A 16,607-nucleotide genomic window follows, 5' to 3' on the forward strand; every position below is an offset into this window, starting at 1 on the left:
ACTTTTTCTGGCGGTTCCCATGAGCATAACGACTGCAAACCCGCTCTTCAGCCATGCGGGGCTGTTTCGCATAGCTGTTGTCGCCATTTCGTTGGCGATGGGCCTCTACCATATCGGCATCATCGTGCTCGGTTCCGCCGAGGCGCTGACCTTCCGCGGCATGCATGTGCTGTTCGCAATGACGCTCACGTTGCTGCTTTACGGCACGTTTGCGCAGAAGGACGGATCGCCTCCTAAGTTCGTCGATTATCTCGTCGCCGTGATCGGAATTATTCCGGTCCTCTACATTCTCTGGAACCAGCGCTACATCGACGAGCGCATTCCGTTCGGCGTGGAGCCGATGACCACGACCGAGATCGCGATGTCCGTCATCATGATCGCGGCCGTTCTGGAAGCGACCAGACGCGTCATCGGTCTTGCGCTGCCGATCACTGCCGCGATTTTCCTTGCTTATGCCTTTTACAAATTCGGCAAGGAACCGACCCGCATTCTCGAACAGGTGTATCTGGGCACCGAAGGCATTTTCGGAATTCCGATCGCGGTTTCGGCGACCTACGTGCTGATCTTCGTGCTGTTCGGCAGCTTCATGGAGCGCACCGGCACCGGCCAGCTTTTCATGGACTTCGCGATGTCGCTGACCGGCCATACCGCAGGCGGTCCCGGCAAGGTTTCCGTCGTCAGTTCCAGCATGTTTGGCACGATTTCCGGCAGCGCCGTCGCCAACGTGATGGTTGACGGACCAATTTCGATTCCGCTGATGAAGCGCACCGGCTTCCCGCCGCACTTCGCAGCAGGCGTAGAAGCGACCGCATCAACCGGCGGGCAAATCATGCCGCCAATCATGGGCGCCGCGGCATTCCTGCTCGCGCAGAATTTGCAGGTCGGCTACGGCCAGGTCGTGATCTGGGCGGTTATTCCCGCCATTCTTTATTACGTCGCTTGTTTTTGCGCCGTTCATTTCGAAGCGAAACGGCACCACATTCTCGGCGTGCCGCGCTCGGAATTGCCATACCTTCCCCGCGTGATGGTCGAACGCGGGCATCTGTTCATACCTGTGCTGATCATCCTTATCGTGATGTATTCCGGATACAGCGCGCCGCTGGCTGCGCTGGCGGGTACGTTGTTCTGCTTCCCGATGGCTTGGTGGGGTCCGCGCGCGTTGCTGGCTTACCCGGTCCTGAAGGTTCTCTCGGTAATCGCTCCGCCGGTAATCGCGGCGCTTCCTTCCATTCCATTTCTGAAGAACGGCTTTACCGACTCTTTCTGGGCTGCAATTTCGAGCCTGCTTGATGGTCTGCCGGCTTACACACCGTTCCATCCTTTCATCGAAGCCGCGATTTTCACAGCAATCATCCTCGCATGGCATCATGCAGTACGTCACCGCATCGTTCTGCTGCCGATGCAGGGCATGGCGATTATCGAAGCATTCGTAGACGGCGCGAAGAATGCTCTCGGTGTCGCGATGGCATGCGCTTGCGCAGGCATCGTGATCGGCGTGGTCAACCTGACCGGCGTCGGCATCGACTTCACCCAGTTTGTCGTCGGGCTTTCGAAAGAATACCTGCTGCTCGCACTGATCGCGACCATGATTGCCGCAATCGTCCTCGGCATGGGCATGCCGACGACACCCGCGTACATCATCCTGACCGCGCTGCTGATCCCCGCGATTATCAAGCTCGGTGTGCGCGAAGAAGCGGCGCACATGTTCGCGTTCTACTTCGCCGTGCTCTCGGCGATCACGCCTCCGGTCGCGCTCGCCGTATTCGCGGCGGCCGGCATCGCGAAAGCGGACCTGTGGCGAAGCGGCTGGGCCGCAGTGAAGGTCGGCGCTGCGGGGTTCATCGTACCGTTCATGTTCGTGTACGAGCCGGCACTTTTGATGATCCACGATAGCTGGACATGGATTATCTGGCGCTTCGTGCTTGCCGTACTCGGCATCGCGTTACTCGCGGGCGGGTTGCACGGTTATTTCCTGAGCCGCGCCAACATGTGGCAACGCGCCTTGCTCGCAGCCGGGGGGCTGCTGCTGGTGGCGCCCTATCTCTGGACCGACATCGCAGGTTTCGTTGTTGCCGCTTTAGTCCTCGGCTACCAATGGTTCGAGCGTAAGCGCACGCCGGAGGCGATGGCGAAAACCTGATCCGCTAGAACCGCGTGGTCGCGTTTTTTACGCAATCGGCGTTCATTACGCCGAAAAGTGCGTCGGCCTTTTCGAACAATGCCGATACATCGGCAGTTGCCGGCCGTTGCGCTTCGCCGACGATGCGCGCCAGTTCGTTCGAGAGTGCGGTGTATTCCGAACGCTTCTGCTCGCCCAAAAAGTTTGCGAGGTAAGTGCCGTAAGCTGCGAAGCGGCTGGCCGCATTCTGCGCCTCCGACAAAGCGGAGATTACGGCTGACGAATTCGTGTCTTTGTCGCGCTGCACCGCGGCGGCCAGTGCGGCCGTCCTGAATTTGATCTGGAAATAGCCGTCGATCAGATCCTTGCAAATGCGCGCAGTCTCGCCGCGCGCCACGTTGGACTGCACGATCTCGACGAAGCGCGTGTTCAGGTAACCCTGATACATCGACGTCACCAGCGACAGCGCAGCGACGAAGAACGAAATATAGGCAAGCGTATTCGCGTTGCTTTTGCCGCCTTGCGGATTTCCGGAATCGGCCATGATCGAGACCCCAGCAGGTCTCGCATCTATATCACAACATCAAGGAAAGCGGCTTCTCGATCGCGGCCTTGAAGGCGGCAAGCAGTTGCGCACCGAGCGCGCCGTCCACCGCCCGGTGATCGCAGGAAAGCGTGACCGTCATTACGTCAGCGACGACGATTTCGCCGTCACGCACCAACGCGCGTTTCTCGCCCGCGCCAACCGCGAGGATGGTCGCGTGCGGCGGGTTGATGACGGCCGCAAAGTCGCGGACGCCATACATGCCGAGGTTGGAGATCGCGGTGGCGCCGCCGAGGAATTCGGTAGGTTTCAGCTTCTTGTTCTTCGCGCGCGTGGCATAATCCTTCATCTCGCCGGAGATGGCAGAGAGCGACTTGCCTTCGGCATGACGAATAACGGGCGTCACCAGCCCGCCCGGAATGGCGACGGCCACGCCAACGTCCGAATGTTTGTGCTTCAGCATCGCGGACTCGGTCCACGTCACGTTCGCGTCGGGCACTTTTTGCAACGCCAGTGCCAGCCCCTTGATGATGAAATCATTCACCGAGAGCTTGAACGCGGGTTTGCCATCCTGGTCCTTCGGCGCGGTCGCGTTGATTTCCTCGCGCACGCGAAGCAGCGAGGTCAGCTCTACATCGGCGTTCAGGTAGAAATGCGGAATGGTGAGTTTCGATTCCAGCAGACGCCGCGCGATGATCTTGCGCATGGAATCGTGTGGGATCGTCTCGAAACTACCAGCTTCGTATTGCGCCCTGATCTGCTCGTCGCTTGGCGTAGAGACGCCGGGAGCCACGGGAGCGCTGCCGGGCTGCGGCGCGCGTATCTGCGCCGTACCGCTGCCGCGCGCGCCTTCGACGTCACGCGCAATGATGCGGCCATGCGGCCCGGTGCCTGTCACTTGCGAAAGATCGACGCCTGCGTCCTTTGCAAGGCGGCGCGCAAGCGGCGAGGAGAAAATTCTTCCGCCGCTGCCATTCGCCTTTACGGCAGGCGCGGCCATCACCGGCTGCGGCGCGGCTTCCGGTTTCTTTTCCTCGGCCTGCACTTTCGGAGCGGCTGCCGCGGCCTGCGGTCTCGGCGACGGAGCAGAACCGGCCGACTTCGCCGCCGCGCTCGCGTCCTCGCCTTCTTCGGCCAGCACGGCAATCACCTGATTGACCGGGACATCGGCGGTACCTTCCGCGACCATGATTTTCGCAATCGTGCCTTCGTCGACCGCCTCGACTTCCATCGTCGCTTTGTCGGTCTCGATTTCGGCGATCACGTCGCCAGCCTTGACCTTGTCGCCCTCTTTTTTCAGCCACTTCGCGAGATTGCCCTTCTCCATCGTGGGCGAAAGCGCGGGCATGAGGATGTTGACGGGCATGGCGCGCGCTCAGCGATAGGTCACGGCGCGGGCGGCGGCGACGACTTTCGCCACGCTCGGCAGCGCGAGTTTTTCGAGGTTGGCGGCGTAAGGCATCGGCACGTCTTCGCCGGTCACGCGCTTCACCGGAGCGTCGAGATAATCGAATGCTTCGTCCATGATGCGCGCCGCGATTTCCGAGCCGACGCCGAATTGCGGCCAGCCTTCTTCCACGGTGACGCAACGGCCGGTCTTCTTCACCGACTCCACGATGGTCGCGACATCGAGCGGACGGATGGTGCGAAGGTCGATCACTTCCGCGAAGATGTGCTTCTTCGCAAGTTCTTCCGCCGCTTCCAGCGCGTAGGTCATGCCGATGGACCACGACAGGATGGTCACGTCCTTGCCGGGCCGCACCACCTTGGCCTTGCCGATGGGCACGATGTAATCGTCTAGCTTCGGCACCGGGAACGACTTGCCGTAGAGGATTTCGTTCTCAAGGAAGATCACCGGGTTCGGATCGCGGATCGCGGCTTTCAGCAGACCCTTGGCGTCCGCAGCCGTGTAAGGCGAAACCACTTTCAGCCCCGGCACATGCGCGTACCACGACGCGAAGTCCTGACTGTGCTGCGCGGCAACGCGCGCGGCCGCACCATTCGGCCCGCGGAATACGATGGAGCAGCCGATTTGGCCGCCCGACATGTAGAGCGTCTTCGCTGCCGAGTTCACGATCTGGTCGATGGCCTGCATCGAGAAATTGAAGGTCATGAATTCGACGATGGGCTTGAGGCCGGCGAAGCCCGCGCCAACGCCGACGCCGGTAAAGCCGTGTTCGGTGATCGGCGTATCGATCACGCGCCTTGCGCCGAATTCCTGCAACAGTCCCTGCGTGACCTTGTACGCGCCCTGATACTCCGCGACTTCCTCGCCCATGACGAAGACATCGGGGTCGCGGCGCATTTCTTCCGCCATCGCATCGCGCAACGCTTCGCGTACGGTCTGGTTCACCATCTCGGTGCCTTCCGGCACGTCAACTTCGACCGGCGCTGCCTCGACCGGCTTCTCGGCTGGAGCTTCGCGCTTCTCCAGCGTCGCTTCCGCTTGCCTGGCAGGCGCGGCGGCCTTCTTCGGCGCAGGCGCGCTCGCTGCATCGGCGCTTTCGCCTTCGCCGAGGATCAGCGCAATCGGCGTGTTGACGGCAACGTCCTGCGTGCCTTCGGGGATCAGGATTTTTCCGAGCTTGCCCTCATCGACTGCCTCGACTTCCATCGTCGCCTTGTCGGTCTCGATTTCCGCGATGACGTCGCCCGCCTTCACGTCGTCGCCTTCGGCTTTCAGCCATTTCGCGAGGTTGCCCTTTTCCATCGTGGGAGAAAGAGCGGGCATGAGAACTTCGATCGGCATTGCGTTTCCCGCTTATCGTCCCGTGGTGGCGAAGAATAGCGCCGCATACCAGGCGCCGATGGCAGTCAGCAGACTGAAGAAGAATCCGATCATCGCCATGTTCACCTTGCGCGCGCTCTCGCGCGCATCGCCGCTCAGTTTTCCGAAGGTGAACATCCAGGCGAAGAACAATGACCCGCGCAGATGGGAGTCGGCCGGAGAGAGCTGCGCATGGGTGCGGATATAGAAGAATATACCGACGCCCCAGCATACGAACGCCGCGATCACGGCGACATAGGCAACGATGAAGGAGGTACCGGCCATGCTACGCCCTACCGCAGAATATCCGTCATCAGTTCGGACGGATCCGGCTCCTGATCGTTGGTGGCGAACTCCGCGGAGTCGTTGACGATAGCGCGGATTTCCGCGTCGATCTTCTTGATCTCGTCCTCGGTCGCGAGCTTCTTCTCCAGCACGCGCGCGCGGACCTTCTCGATGGGATCCTGCTGCGTGCGGACCTTCTCCACTTCCTCCTTCGCGCGATACTTCGCGGGATCGGACATGGAGTGGCCGCGATAGCGGTAGGTCTGCATTTCGAGAATGAACGGGCCGTTGCCTTCGCGTGCGAACTCGACCGCGCGCAATCCCGCTTCATAGACGGCCCGCACGTCCATGCCGTCCACCTGTTCGCCGGGAATATTGAAGGAAACGCCGCGCTTCGAGAAATCCTGCTGCGCCGACGCGCGCGATACGGCAGTGCCCATCGCGTATTTATTGTTCTCGATGATGTAGATCACGGGGAGCTTCCAAAGCTCCGCCATGTTGAAGCTCTCGTAGACCTGCCCCTGGTTCGCCGCGCCGTCGCCGAAATAGGTCAGGCATACATTGCCGTTCTCGCGGTAGCGGTTCGCGAAGGCGATGCCGGTCCCAAGCGAAACCTGCGCGCCGACGATGCCGTGCCCGCCGTAGAAATGCTTCTCGGTCGAGAACATGTGCATCGAGCCGCCCTTGCCCTTGGAGTAGCCTCCGCGGCGGCCGGTGAGTTCGGCCATGACGCCTTTGGCGTCCATTCCGCAGGCGAGCATGTGGCCATGGTCGCGGTATGCGGTGATGACCTGATCGCCCTGCTTGAGGGCCATCTGCATCCCGATCACGACCGCTTCCTGTCCGATGTAGAGGTGGCAGAAGCCGCCAATCAGACCCATGCCGTAGAGTTGGCCCGCCTTCTCTTCAAAGCGGCGGATAAGGAGCATTTCGCGGTAGGCCGCGAGTTCTTCCGATTTGCCCCATGCGGCCGGCGCGGCCTTGGCGGTGCGCGGCGCGGATTTCGATGTGCTGTCTGCTTTGGCGGCGGCGGGCATTTTCCTGCTCGTTCTCGCGGATGAAATTTCTTACCCGATATTCCGCGTTCGCGCTACCGCCGAACCGTGCGGTGCATGACCGATGCGCCTGAAACTAAAGGAAATTTCACGGGCCGCGCGGAGCGCGACACAGGATTGCGAAACGCCGTTTATTGGCGCTTCAGCACCATGATGAGGTCGTTTGGCATCGCAAAAGCGAGGTCACGCCGCGCCAGTTCTTCGAGCAGGTCGGGATCGATACGGTCCGTGCGCAACAGTGAATTGCGCCGCTCCAGCGCCGTGCGCTCTGTGACCAACCGGTCACGTTCAAGTTTCAGGCGCGTAATCTCTTCCCTGAGCGCCCGGCCTGCCTCGATACCGTAATTGCCGTGCTGGGCGTGAAACGCGAAATAGCCGATCAGCGCGGCGGCCACGCAGTAAAGCGCGAACACACGAAAAAACCGGCCGAGACGGGTGCGCGTGACCATCCCGCCTTTATGGCGGCTGGCGGTTGCCCGGGCGTTAACGGCGGATCAGGCCACCCGGCACTGCATTGGGAACATTCGGCAGCGCAGGCACGGCCGGGTTGAGCGCATTCGTGGCATCTCCGCCCGGCGGACGGATCGTGACCGGAAGCTGCTTCGGCAAGTCCTGACCGGACTGCGTGATCGCATCGCCAACCTTGCGGCCCTGATCCTGCACGGTAACCGGAGCGCTTTTCAGCGCATCGCCAAGCCCCGTGACGGGATTGCCGGGAAGTAGCGAGTCCACATCGAGCGAAGGCACTTCCACATTCACGTTCGGTCCGGTCGGCGCAGCTTGGTAGAATGTCGTGCCGCGATAGACCGGATATTCCCAGAAGCTTCCGGAAAAATTAGAATAGCTCGGCGAGTATTTATTCGGCGCAATCTCGTTCCTCGTCCGGCCCGGAATCTCCGGCGAGGTCTCCGGCAAAAGCAGGTTCGCTGCGGGAATGGCGATTTCGGGCGCTTCGGGCAGACCGTAATTCGTGCCGACGGAAACGAGCGCCACGGCAAAGACAAGGAACGAAATGGCCGCGAAGGCCATCTTGCGATAGTGCCCGGAAGATTTCGCCATGCCGCCCTCCTCTTTGTAATGTTCGGAGAGATTGGAGCGGTATCGTGGCGGACTTCCGCCGCGATCACAACTTCAGGGCAGCCCGTCCGCCGTAGCGCGCCTGCGCACCGAGTTCGTGCTCAATGCGAAGCAACTGGTTGTATTTTGCAGTGCGGTCGGAACGCGCCAGCGAACCGGTCTTGATCTGTCCGCAGTTGGTCGCGACCGCGAGGTCGGCAATCGTCGCGTCCTCGGTCTCGCCGGAGCGGTGGGACATCACCGCGCGATAGCCCGCGCGCTGCGCGGTATCCACCGCGGCCAGCGTTTCGGTGAGCGTGCCGATCTGGTTGACCTTGACGAGGATGGCGTTGCCGACGCCCTTGGTAATGCCGTCGCGCAGACGCTTCTCGTTGGTGACGAACAGGTCGTCGCCGACAAGCTGCACCTTCGCGCCGATCTTGTCGGTCAGGATTTTCCAGCCAGCCCAGTCGTCCTCGGACATACCGTCTTCGATGGAGACGATGGGATAGCGTTTGCAGAGATCGGCGAGATAATCCGCCTGCTGCTCCGGCGTGCGGCTTTTGCCTTCGCCTTCGTATTCGTACTTGCCGTTCTTGAAGAACTCGGTCGAGGCGCAGTCGAGCGCTAGGAACACATCGCTGCCCGGCTTGTATCCAGCCGCTTCGATGGATTTCATCACGAAGCCGAGCGCCGCGTCGGCATCTTTCAGGTTCGGCGCGAAGCCGCCTTCGTCACCGACGTTTGTGTTGTGGCCTGCTTCCTTGAGCGCCTTCTTCAGTGTGTGGAAGATTTCTGAGCCGATACGCAGCGCCTCGGAGAACGTCTCCGCGCCCGCCGGCATGATCATGAATTCCTGGAAGTCGATCGGATTGTCGGCATGCGCGCCGCCGTTGACGATGTTCATCATCGGCACCGGAAGCACGCGCGCGCTCACGCCGCCGATATAGCGATAGAGCGGCATCCCGGCGGACTCGGCCGCCGCCTTCGCGACCGCCAGCGACACGCCGAGGATGGCGTTCGCACCGAGGCGGCCTTTATTCGGCGTGCCGTCGAGCGCGATCATCGCTTCGTCGATCTTGACCTGTTCCTCGGCATCCAGCCCGCCGACGGTGTCGAAGATTTCGCCGTTCACGGATGCGACGGCGTTCAGCACGCCCTTGCCGCCGTAGCGCTTCTTGTCGCCGTCTCGCAGTTCGACAGCTTCGTGCGCGCCGGTGGATGCACCGGACGGTACGGCAGCGCGTCCGAGTGCACCGTCTTCAAGGCGGACTTCTACCTCGACGGTGGGAAAGCCACGGCTGTCGAGAATTTCGCGGGCGAGGATGTCGGTGATTGCGGTCATGATGGGCAGGGCTTCTACCCGAACTGCGTGCCCCGCGCAAAGACCCGAAGCCTAGCCGGTGCTTCGTGCAATCCAGCCGAAGTAGAACTCCCAGCGAGGTACCGCATCGGTGAAGCCGCGTACGGCGTGACAGCCTGCGTCGGGCTGAGGCCTCGCATACCGCTCGAGGTCCGCGTAACGGACCAGCCGAACGGAGTCCTTTAACTCCGTCACGTCGCGGCTTTTCGTGAACTGGTACTGCGTGGTCCGCTCGTCGATGCAGCGAAGCGATGCGAAGGAGTTGTTGGCCGGTTCGTAAACGACCCAATCGACCACCCTTTCGATGGTCGAAGGCGCCACGAAGTACCAGGACAACACGAAGATCAGCAGCGAGGCTGCGAGGAAGTCGAGAAAGCCAAAAGAAGACAGGCCGGGGCGCTTGAGGCGCTCGCGTCTCGAACTGGACAGGCCGCGATATTCCAGCTTCATAAGGCTATGCCCCATAAAAACTTGAAACTCGGTGTCCCTACCCCTGTTCCTTCCTCCCCGGATCAGGCGACGTTGGACCGCGTGCCCAACCCACATCCGGATACGGATTATGCGGCTCGATTCGTAACTCCAGAGTTTACGGCCCTGTGCCCGATCACCGGCCAACCGGATTTCGCACATATTGTCATCGACTACGTGCCGCGAAAATGGCTGGTGGAGTCGAAATCGCTCAAATTGTATTTCGCCAGCTTTCGCAATCACGGCGCGTTTCATGAAGATTGCACCGTCGCGATCGGCAAAAAGCTCGTAAAATTGCTTTCTCCCAAATACTTGCGCATCGGCGGCTACTGGTATCCGCGCGGCGGCATGCCGATCGACGTGTTCTGGCAGCATGGCCGGCTTCCGTCCAGGGTATGGATTCCGGATCAGGGCGTCGCCCCCTATCGCGGCCGCGGATGAGCCTGCGCGGCCAATGGCAAGAATCATCATCACCAACGGCGACCACGCCGCGACCGCCCTTTCCGCCCACTTTCCCGACGCCGAAATCCTGATCTGGCGCGACGTGCTGATCGAGGGTCCGGTTCCCGGCGGCATCTCTGATGAAGCATTGGCAGACGTGCGCGCACGTTACATCGAGCAGGCGTTCGGCATGAACGGCGTGCGCGAAGATTTCACGCGCCGCGACCTTGCCTTCGAGCGCATCACGCCTGCCGATCAGGTCGAACTCTGGTTCGAGACCGATCTGCACGATCAGTTGCAGCTCATCCAGATTCTCGCGCTGTTTCATGCGCAAGCCGCGCGCCCCGCGCTCGCGCTGACGCTGGATGCGCCCCCGCTCCTGAAACACATCGAGGAAATGGCGAAGAAGCTCGCGCCGGTACAGGACGCGCAGCTTGAAGAAGCCTCCGTACTCTGGACCGCATTTCGCACAGACGACCCCCGCAAGGTCATCGCGCTATCGAACGAAAGCGGCGCATTGCCGGAAGCACGCGCCGCATTCCTCAGGATGCTCGAAGAATATCCGGGAGCGCGCGACGGCCTTGGCCGCATCGAAAGAAAAGCGCTGCTCGCTGTCCGCGACGGCGCCGTTGCACCGGCACTTGCATTTCGCCATTACCAGCAAACCGAGGCTTTACCGTTCCTCGGCGATCTCGGTTTCTTCTCCCGCCTCGATGCACTGGCGTTCTGCAAGCATCCGCTACTGCACGGAATTCCGGAAGGCGGCATCGCGCGCGCCAGCCGCGAAGGCAAGACGCTCGAATATTCGCACGCGGAAATCGGCCTCACCGAGACCGGACAAGCTGTGCTGGAAGAACGCGCAGACTTCGTGAAGCTGAACGGCGTAGACCGCTGGATCGGCGGCGTGCATCTCAATGGCCCGGACGTATTGCGGCGCTAGACGCCGCCAGCCGCATCCTTCGGAAACAGCTTCTTCGCGCCCATCAATCCGGTGACGGCGATCAACGCCGCCGCGAGCAGCAATGTCGGCGCGATGCCGAGCAGCTTCAGTCCCCAATAATAGAACACCGGGCCGATTGCGTGTCCGATGAAGAAGAACGACGAATGCAACGAAAGCGCGGAGCCGCGCGCAGCCGGCGCAATCTCGGATGATGCAAGCTGGAAGCAGTTGTGCATCATGTAGAAGCCGACACCCATCACGAGGAACACGGCCGCCTCGACCGGCCAGCTCAGCCGTTGCGTCGCGACGCAAAGCATGACGGCGGCAATCGCAGCGCCCCAGATCATCAATCCGCGCGTGCCGAACCAGCGCACCATCTGCGGCACGATCAGTCCGAACATCGCACCGCCGAAAGCAAAGCTGGCGATGACGAAGCCCGCGATCGTCGCGCGATACTCGCCTACTTCGTGCAGCAGAATGGCGACGAACGGAAACAGGCCGAAGATCGCGACCCCCTCGAACAGCACGCCGAGGTAGGTCCACTTCGCCCGCGGATTCGAGAACACCGTGCGATAGCTGTTCACGGCAAACGCGAAATCGAAACGCTGGCCGCGTTCGTGTTTCACGTTCCGGAAACCCCAAAGGCCCAACGCGAAGGCGATCAGCCCACAAATCGTCGCCGCGATCAGAACGCCGCGCCAGCTCGTGAAGTCGCCGACAATGCCGCCCGCCCACGCGCCGGTCAGGTTGCCGCTGACGGCGGCGGCCACATAGCGCCCCAGCGCGACCTGCCGCCGTTCGACCGCGACCGAGTCCGAAACGAAGGCGAGACCCGCCGGGAAGATTCCGCCTGCAGCAATACCGGATACGGCGCGGCTGATCAGCAGCCAGGTGAAGTTCGGCGCGAAGGCGCCCGATAGCGTTGCGATCACCAGCAGCCCGACGCCGGCCATCATCAGCCGCGTCTTGCCGAAGAAGTCGCTCACCGGACCAAGCAGCGGTTGCACGATGGCGAACGGCAACGCGAACGCGGTCGCGAGCAACGCGACATCGGCGGCGGGGATACCGAACTCGGCAGAGATTCCCGGTACGACCGGATCGATCGCGCGCATGAACAGGCTGGTCGAGAATGCGATAAAGCCTACGACGATCAGCGCGCGGTTCATGTTTTTGTCTGCGGAGTACCGCGCCTAACGCTTCGTCTTCGCGAGTTTGTCGAACGCCATAAGATCAGTGAGCAGCGCCGGAAGGTCTTTGATGTGGATCATATTCGGTCCGTCGGACGGCGCATGGTCCGGGTCCGGATGCGTCTCGATGAAGACCCCCGCCACTCCGACCGCCACGGCCGCGCGCGCCAGCACGCCGACATATTTGCGCTCGCCGCCAGAGGAAGTGCCATGTCCGCCGGGCTGCTGCACCGAGTGCGTCGCATCGAAGATCACCGGCGCGCCCGTATCGCGCAGCACGGGAAGCGCACGCATGTCGCTGACCAGCGTGTTGTACCCAAAGGAAACGCCGCGCTCCGTTACCAGCACGTTCGGATTACCCGCACCCGTTACCTTCTCGACGACATTCTTCATGTCCCATGGCGCGAGGAATTGCCCCTTCTTCACGTTCACCACGCGGCCGGTCTTTGCGGCGGCGATCAGGAGATCGGTCTGGCGGCACAGGAACGCGGGGATTTGCAGCACGTCGCAGACTTCCGCCGCACGCGCGCATTGGTCGATCTCATGAACATCGGTCAGCGTCGGCAGGCCGAGCGTCTCGCGGATTTCCGCGAACACCGGTAGCGCCGCATCCATTCCCATGCCGCGCGTGGCTTTCGCGCTGGTGCGGTTCGCCTTGTCGAACGAGGTTTTATAGACGAGGCCGATGTTCAGCCGTGCTGCGATCTCCTTGAGCGCGGCTGCGACTTCGAGCGCGTGCGCGCGGCTTTCCATCTGGCATGGACCGGCAATCAGACTGAGCGGCAAGTCGTTGCCGAAACCCACGTTTCCCGCGGAAACGACGGAGTTGGGCGCAGGGTTGGCAAGGGGCTTATTCATCGCGGCGGACCATGCTTCGCGCCGCCAGCCGGGTCAACCGGGCTGGCCTGCCGTACCGGCTTCGAAAGCGAGCACTGCGCCATGGGCATGGATCGCGAGGCGGCCGTTCCGTTCCTGTGCGGACAGCCCGCTTTTTGCAACCGCAGCGCGGAGTTTCGCAGCATCGCCCGCGAAACAAGCGGCGGAGAAGCGAAGGCCTTTCGCAACCGGCGGCATGAAACCCAAAGCATCCTCGAACGGACGGGGTTCGGTGACTTGCACGGTGCCGAGCGGTGTTTCGAAAGTTACGCCGAGCGAAGTCGAACGCGGGTCGCGAATGCCGGTCCAGGTCTGGAAGAAATATTGCTGATCGGTAGGGCTGTCGGCGGTGAAAATCACAGCGGACACGCTCGCCGCACCGTTCGGATGCGCCTGCAATTCCTTGAACCAGAAATTCTCCGGCCGCTTGTGCTGGCAGACGAAGGTCATCGCATCGGAGGAGTCCGGCTCGCGCAGGAATGCGAGCGAGAAGGCAAGCTCCGCTTCGCTGCCGTCAGGGCGCTTTCCCATCCGTCCGAAATCGAACACCGGAAATCCGCCAAAGCCTGCCTTGTCGAAGATGGCCTTGTCGGCATTCGCATCGGCGCTTGAAAGCACCAGCCCGCTCAGGCCTTCGCCATTCCGGGCGAGAAAGTCGCGGTGAAAGTGCGCGAACGAAACCGGCCCGCCCTCGCCTTGAATCTTCTCAGGCTCCGCGACTTCTAAAATCTCGATGTAGGAGCCATCGAGTTGCACGATGCGGTTATGCGTGCCGAACGGATGCTTGTTCCGCGTGCCGACCAGAAAGCCCAGCTTCTCGTAAGTTGCAGCAGCCGCGTCGAGATCGCGGACCAGGTGGATGACGTGGTCGATGCCGCGGGACATTCAACCTCCAGCCAATCGTTTTACAGTCGCAAGACCAATTGGCCGCTGGCCATTCTTCTGCATCGCACCCGCGGCGTCCCAAATTGGCTTACCGGGGCCATCGTAAATGACCTCAGCAAAATCAGTATTCACCACCCGTAAAACTATCAGCCGATCACAGCAAGCATTAAGCGCAATTCGCTTTCCTGCGGTGAGCTTAATTTGGACGAAGCATCCATCTTCATCGACCGCATCATGAACACTCGTGGAGCCGGGAAGCAGTTTTAGATTGAAATGTTCCGCAGCAATAACCTCACCGATTGAACCCACAAGATGGCCGTCGGGTGTAAATTTCCTGCCCAAACCGTTATAAAGAGCATCTAACTCTGCAACCGCTTCATAGATTTTTGCGACGGGCTTCGGGAGTTTAATTTCGCGCGCGGCCACGTGCGTGCCTGAAACTAAACGAGACGGCTCTGCTCGACCGCAGCACCCACGAACGACGAGAACAACGGGTGCGGCTCGAACGGACGCGACTTCAGTTCGGGATGGAATTGCACCCCGACGAACCACGGGTGATCCGGGTATTCGATGATTTCGGGGAGCACGCCGTCCGGCGACATGCCGGAGAAGCGCATACCTTTCGCTTCGAGGCGCTCGCGATAGATCGTATTCACTTCGTAGCGGTGGCGATGCCGCTCCGAAATCTGCGTGGTACCGTAAATCTCCGCGACGCGGCTGCCTTTCGCGAGCGCCGCCTGATAGGCGCCGAGACGCATGGTGCCGCCGAGATTGCCGCCCGCCTCGCGCCGCTCGCGCTCGTTGCCGCGTAGCCATTCGGTGAGCAGGCCGACCACCGGTTCCGGCGTCGCGCCGAACTCGGTTGAGTTAGCGCTGTTGATGCCAGCGAGATTGCGCGCGGCTTCCACCACCGCCATCTGCATCCCGAAGCAGATTCCGAAATACGGCACGTTGCGCTCGCGCGCGAATTGCACCGCGCGGATTTTTCCTTCCGCGCCGCGATGCCCGAACCCGCCGGGCACAAGAATACCGTTCACATGCTCAAGGTATGGCGACGGATCTTCCTTCTCGAAAATCTCGGACTCGATCCAGTCGAGCTTCACCTTCACCTTGTTGGCGATGCCGCCATGGGAAAGCGCTTCGATCAGCGACTTATAGGCATCCTTCAGTCCGGTATATTTGCCGACGATGGCGATGGTCACGTCGCCTTCCGGATTGCGGACGCGATCCTCGATCACCTGCCAGCGCGCGAGGTCTGGTTTGCGCGCGTCGGTGATGCCGAACGCCGCGAGCACTTCGTTGTCGAGGCCCGCCGCGTGATAGGCCGAAGGCACCGCGTAGATACTATCTGCGTCGCGCGCCTCGATCACCGCGCTTTCGCGCACGTTGCAGAACAGGCCGAGCTTGCGGCGCTCCTCTTTCGGAATCTCGCGGTCGGTGCGGCAGAGCAGGATGTCCGGCTGGATGCCGATGGAGCGCAGTTCCTTCACCGAATGTTGCGTCGGCTTCGTCTTGAGTTCGCCCGCGCTCGGAATGTAGGGCAACAGCGTGAGGTGGACGTAGATGCAGTGACCGCGCGGCAATTCGTTCTTCAGTTGCCGGATCGCCTCGAAGAACGGCAGGCCTTCGATGTCGCCGACCGTGCCGCCGATCTCGACCAGCACGAAGTCGAAGCCATCGTTGCCTTCCAGCACGAAATCCTTGATCGAATTCGTGACGTGCGGGATCACCTGGATGGTCGCGCCGAGATAATCGCCGCGGCGCTCCTTCGAGAGAATCTCCTGATAGATGCGCCCGGTCGTGATGTTGTCGCGCTTGCTCGCAGGCACGCCCGTGAAGCGTTCGTAGTGACCGAGGTCGAGGTCGGTCTCCGCGCCGTCGTCGGTTACGAACACCTCGCCGTGCTGATACGGACTCATCGTGCCCGGATCGACGTTGAGATAGGGGTCGAGCTTGCGAAGGCGGACCTTGTAGCCACGCGCCTGCAACAACGCGCCGAGCGCTGCTGAAGCGAGACCCTTGCCGAGGGAGGAGACCACGCCGCCGGTGATGAAAATGTACCGCGCCATGGGACTTAAGCCTTAAACCCCTCGAATCGATTCTGCGAGGGCGAAAACGTCGCCCCTGCACTGAAAAATCGGGTGACCTCGAAAACCAAAGAAGAAGGGCCGGTTTCCCGGCCCTTTCGACTTACTTGGATTGCGGAACCTGCGGTCCCTGCGGCGTCTGCTTTTGCAGCTGCTCCAGGATTGTCGGCGCATTGGGGTTCAGCGGCGCCGGGGCGGCCGGACCGCCGGGCTGGTTCTGCTGGATTACGGTCGGCGCGGCGGGCCGCCAGCCAGCCAGGATCGAGAGCGAAAGACTGGTGATGAAGAAGCCGGTCGCCAGCAACGCGGTGGCGCGCGTCAGCATGTTGGCGGTGCCGCGATTGGTCATGAAGCCGCCGCTGCCGCCGCCGATTCCCAGTCCGCCGCCTTCGGAGCGCTGGAGAAGCACAACGCCGATCAGGGCGAGCACGATCAGCAGGTGAATAACGATCAGAACAGTCTGCATGGAGATTCCGGAGCCGAGAACGGCACAGCAAAAGCCAAATTCGCGGCGAGGCATACACGATTAGGCCG

The 16,607-nt window shown here is 61.6% G+C and carries 18 protein-coding genes; 3 read left to right on the top strand and 15 right to left on the bottom strand.

Going from position 1 to position 16,607, the window contains the following annotated elements; all coding sequences use genetic code 11:
• The first annotated feature begins 19 nt into the window (after positions 1–19).
• On the top strand, positions 20–2,140 hold the full coding sequence (locus KF794_07050) for a TRAP transporter fused permease subunit (protein ID QYK46420.1): 2,121 nt from the start codon (positions 20–22) through the stop codon (positions 2,138–2,140).
• Positions 2,141–2,144: 4 nt separating this feature from the next.
• Here KF794_07050 and KF794_07055 read toward each other — a convergent pair whose 3' ends face one another.
• The 9 genes from KF794_07055 to KF794_07095 all read right to left on the bottom strand — a co-directional run bounded on the left by KF794_07055 (position 2,145) and on the right by KF794_07095 (position 9,639).
• Positions 2,145–2,663, bottom strand: coding sequence for a hypothetical protein (locus tag KF794_07055; protein QYK46421.1), 519 nt, complete (start codon positions 2,661–2,663; stop codon positions 2,145–2,147).
• A gap of 31 nt (positions 2,664–2,694) precedes the next feature.
• On the bottom strand, positions 2,695–4,029 hold the full coding sequence (locus KF794_07060) for a pyruvate dehydrogenase complex dihydrolipoamide acetyltransferase (protein ID QYK46422.1): 1,335 nt from the start codon (positions 4,027–4,029) through the stop codon (positions 2,695–2,697).
• A 9-nt stretch (positions 4,030–4,038) separates the two neighbouring features.
• The gene (locus tag KF794_07065) at positions 4,039–5,412 is read right to left on the bottom strand and encodes a pyruvate dehydrogenase complex E1 component subunit beta (GenBank protein ID QYK46423.1); all 1,374 of its coding nucleotides are present in this window, start codon (positions 5,410–5,412) and stop codon (positions 4,039–4,041) included.
• 12 nt (positions 5,413–5,424) lie between these two features.
• On the bottom strand, positions 5,425–5,715 hold the full coding sequence (locus tag KF794_07070; protein QYK46424.1) for a hypothetical protein: 291 nt from the start codon (positions 5,713–5,715) through the stop codon (positions 5,425–5,427).
• An 8-nt stretch (positions 5,716–5,723) separates the two neighbouring features.
• Positions 5,724–6,752: a pyruvate dehydrogenase (acetyl-transferring) E1 component subunit alpha gene (pdhA, locus tag KF794_07075; GenBank protein ID QYK46425.1), complete on the bottom strand. Its 1,029-nt coding sequence runs from the start codon at positions 6,750–6,752 to the stop codon at positions 5,724–5,726.
• Positions 6,753–6,901: 149 nt separating this feature from the next.
• The gene (locus KF794_07080) at positions 6,902–7,219 is read right to left on the bottom strand and encodes a septum formation initiator family protein (GenBank protein QYK46426.1); all 318 of its coding nucleotides are present in this window, start codon (positions 7,217–7,219) and stop codon (positions 6,902–6,904) included.
• A 34-nt stretch (positions 7,220–7,253) separates the two neighbouring features.
• Positions 7,254–7,829: a hypothetical protein gene (locus KF794_07085; GenBank protein ID QYK46427.1), complete on the bottom strand. Its 576-nt coding sequence runs from the start codon at positions 7,827–7,829 to the stop codon at positions 7,254–7,256.
• A gap of 64 nt (positions 7,830–7,893) precedes the next feature.
• Positions 7,894–9,171, bottom strand: coding sequence for a phosphopyruvate hydratase (gene eno, locus KF794_07090; protein ID QYK46428.1), 1,278 nt, complete (start codon positions 9,169–9,171; stop codon positions 7,894–7,896).
• 51 nt (positions 9,172–9,222) lie between these two features.
• Positions 9,223–9,639, bottom strand: coding sequence for a hypothetical protein (locus KF794_07095; GenBank protein ID QYK46429.1), 417 nt, complete (start codon positions 9,637–9,639; stop codon positions 9,223–9,225).
• Positions 9,640–9,645: 6 nt separating this feature from the next.
• On the opposite strand from KF794_07095, the gene queF reads away from it, so the two are divergent.
• Complete coding sequence (queF, locus tag KF794_07100; protein QYK46430.1) at positions 9,646–10,098, top strand: preQ(1) synthase; 453 nt, start codon at positions 9,646–9,648, stop codon at positions 10,096–10,098.
• A 13-nt stretch (positions 10,099–10,111) separates the two neighbouring features.
• Entirely contained in the window at positions 10,112–11,038 is a 927-nt protein-coding gene (locus KF794_07105) for a DUF1835 domain-containing protein (protein QYK46431.1), read from the top strand.
• Here the strand turns inward: KF794_07105 and KF794_07110 are convergent.
• The 6 genes from KF794_07110 to secG form a co-directional block, all read right to left on the bottom strand.
• Positions 11,035–12,204, bottom strand: a complete 1,170-nt coding sequence (locus KF794_07110; protein QYK46432.1) for an MFS transporter — start codon at positions 12,202–12,204, stop codon at positions 11,035–11,037. The genes KF794_07105 and KF794_07110 overlap by 4 nt on opposite strands.
• A gap of 24 nt (positions 12,205–12,228) precedes the next feature.
• Positions 12,229–13,083 carry a 3-deoxy-8-phosphooctulonate synthase gene (kdsA, locus tag KF794_07115; GenBank protein ID QYK46433.1) on the bottom strand — a complete coding sequence of 285 codons (855 nt, stop codon included), beginning with the start codon at positions 13,081–13,083 and terminating at the stop codon, positions 12,229–12,231.
• Positions 13,084–13,116: 33 nt separating this feature from the next.
• Entirely contained in the window at positions 13,117–13,986 is an 870-nt protein-coding gene (locus KF794_07120) for a VOC family protein (GenBank protein QYK46434.1), read from the bottom strand.
• Positions 13,987–14,412, bottom strand: coding sequence for a hypothetical protein (locus KF794_07125; protein ID QYK46435.1), 426 nt, complete (start codon positions 14,410–14,412; stop codon positions 13,987–13,989). It abuts the gene before it with no gap.
• 14 nt (positions 14,413–14,426) lie between these two features.
• Positions 14,427–16,055 carry a CTP synthase gene (locus KF794_07130; protein ID QYK46436.1) on the bottom strand — a complete coding sequence of 543 codons (1,629 nt, stop codon included), beginning with the start codon at positions 16,053–16,055 and terminating at the stop codon, positions 14,427–14,429.
• A 121-nt stretch (positions 16,056–16,176) separates the two neighbouring features.
• A complete protein-coding gene (secG, locus tag KF794_07135; protein QYK46437.1) occupies positions 16,177–16,539 on the bottom strand; it encodes a preprotein translocase subunit SecG in 363 nt (120 codons plus the stop codon).
• Between the last annotated feature and the right edge of the window lie 68 nt (positions 16,540–16,607).

It is taken from the genome of Xanthobacteraceae bacterium (assembly GCA_019454205.1).
GTDB lineage: Bacteria > Pseudomonadota > Alphaproteobacteria > Rhizobiales > Xanthobacteraceae.